Annotated in this window: 1 protein-coding gene; it reads left to right on the top strand. The window is 58.4% G+C overall.

Annotation, left to right across the window (positions count from 1 at the left end; all coding sequences use genetic code 11):
• Positions 1–131 precede the first annotated feature (131 nt).
• Positions 132–344, top strand: a complete 213-nt coding sequence (locus AC5RVV_RS18155) for a hypothetical protein (RefSeq protein ID WP_494002731.1) — start codon at positions 132–134, stop codon at positions 342–344.
• Positions 345–423: the final 79 nt, after the last annotated feature.

The raw sequence follows: 423 nt of genomic DNA, 5'->3' as shown, positions 1-423 counted from the left end.
AAGCAGGTCCTCGTCTTGTTGAACAGTCATGTCTCGTCCGCCTTTCCGGGCATTGTCCCTGCGTATCATTTCGTGCCCTAATGTTTAGCGTACGATTAGATGTGCGGAACACCAAGGAAAGGGATTCTTCCATGGCCCACAGTGAGAGCTTTGCCTCCAAATTTATGCGCGTGACCGGCAAGGCCCGGTTCATTTTCGGGCCGGCGCAGTCCAGTTCGCTGGATCATGCCATGACCGAGGAAAACAAGGAGCTGCTGCACAGCCAGCAGGAGGAAACCGAGCAGCAGTGGGAAACCGTCAGGAGGGCTGACGGCAGCACCTACATCGTGCCCCGCAAGCCCTGAGCCTGCGCTGCTGCCGCGACTTCTGAAACGCCCACGACCGCCCTTTGACCTGCGGCTCCTGCCTTGACAGGGAGTCGTT

It is taken from the genome of Arthrobacter sp. MDT2-34-1 (genome assembly GCF_059091365.1).
Note: the sequence above shows the minus strand (reverse complement) of the source record. Positions and strands in the feature narration are given on the sequence as shown.

Bases quoted from the DNA above. Each gene is read 5' to 3' on its own strand.
- AC5RVV_RS18155 (WP_494002731.1), top strand. From the start codon at position 132: ATGGCCCACAGTGAGAGCTTTGCCTCCAAATTTATGCGCGTGACCGGC.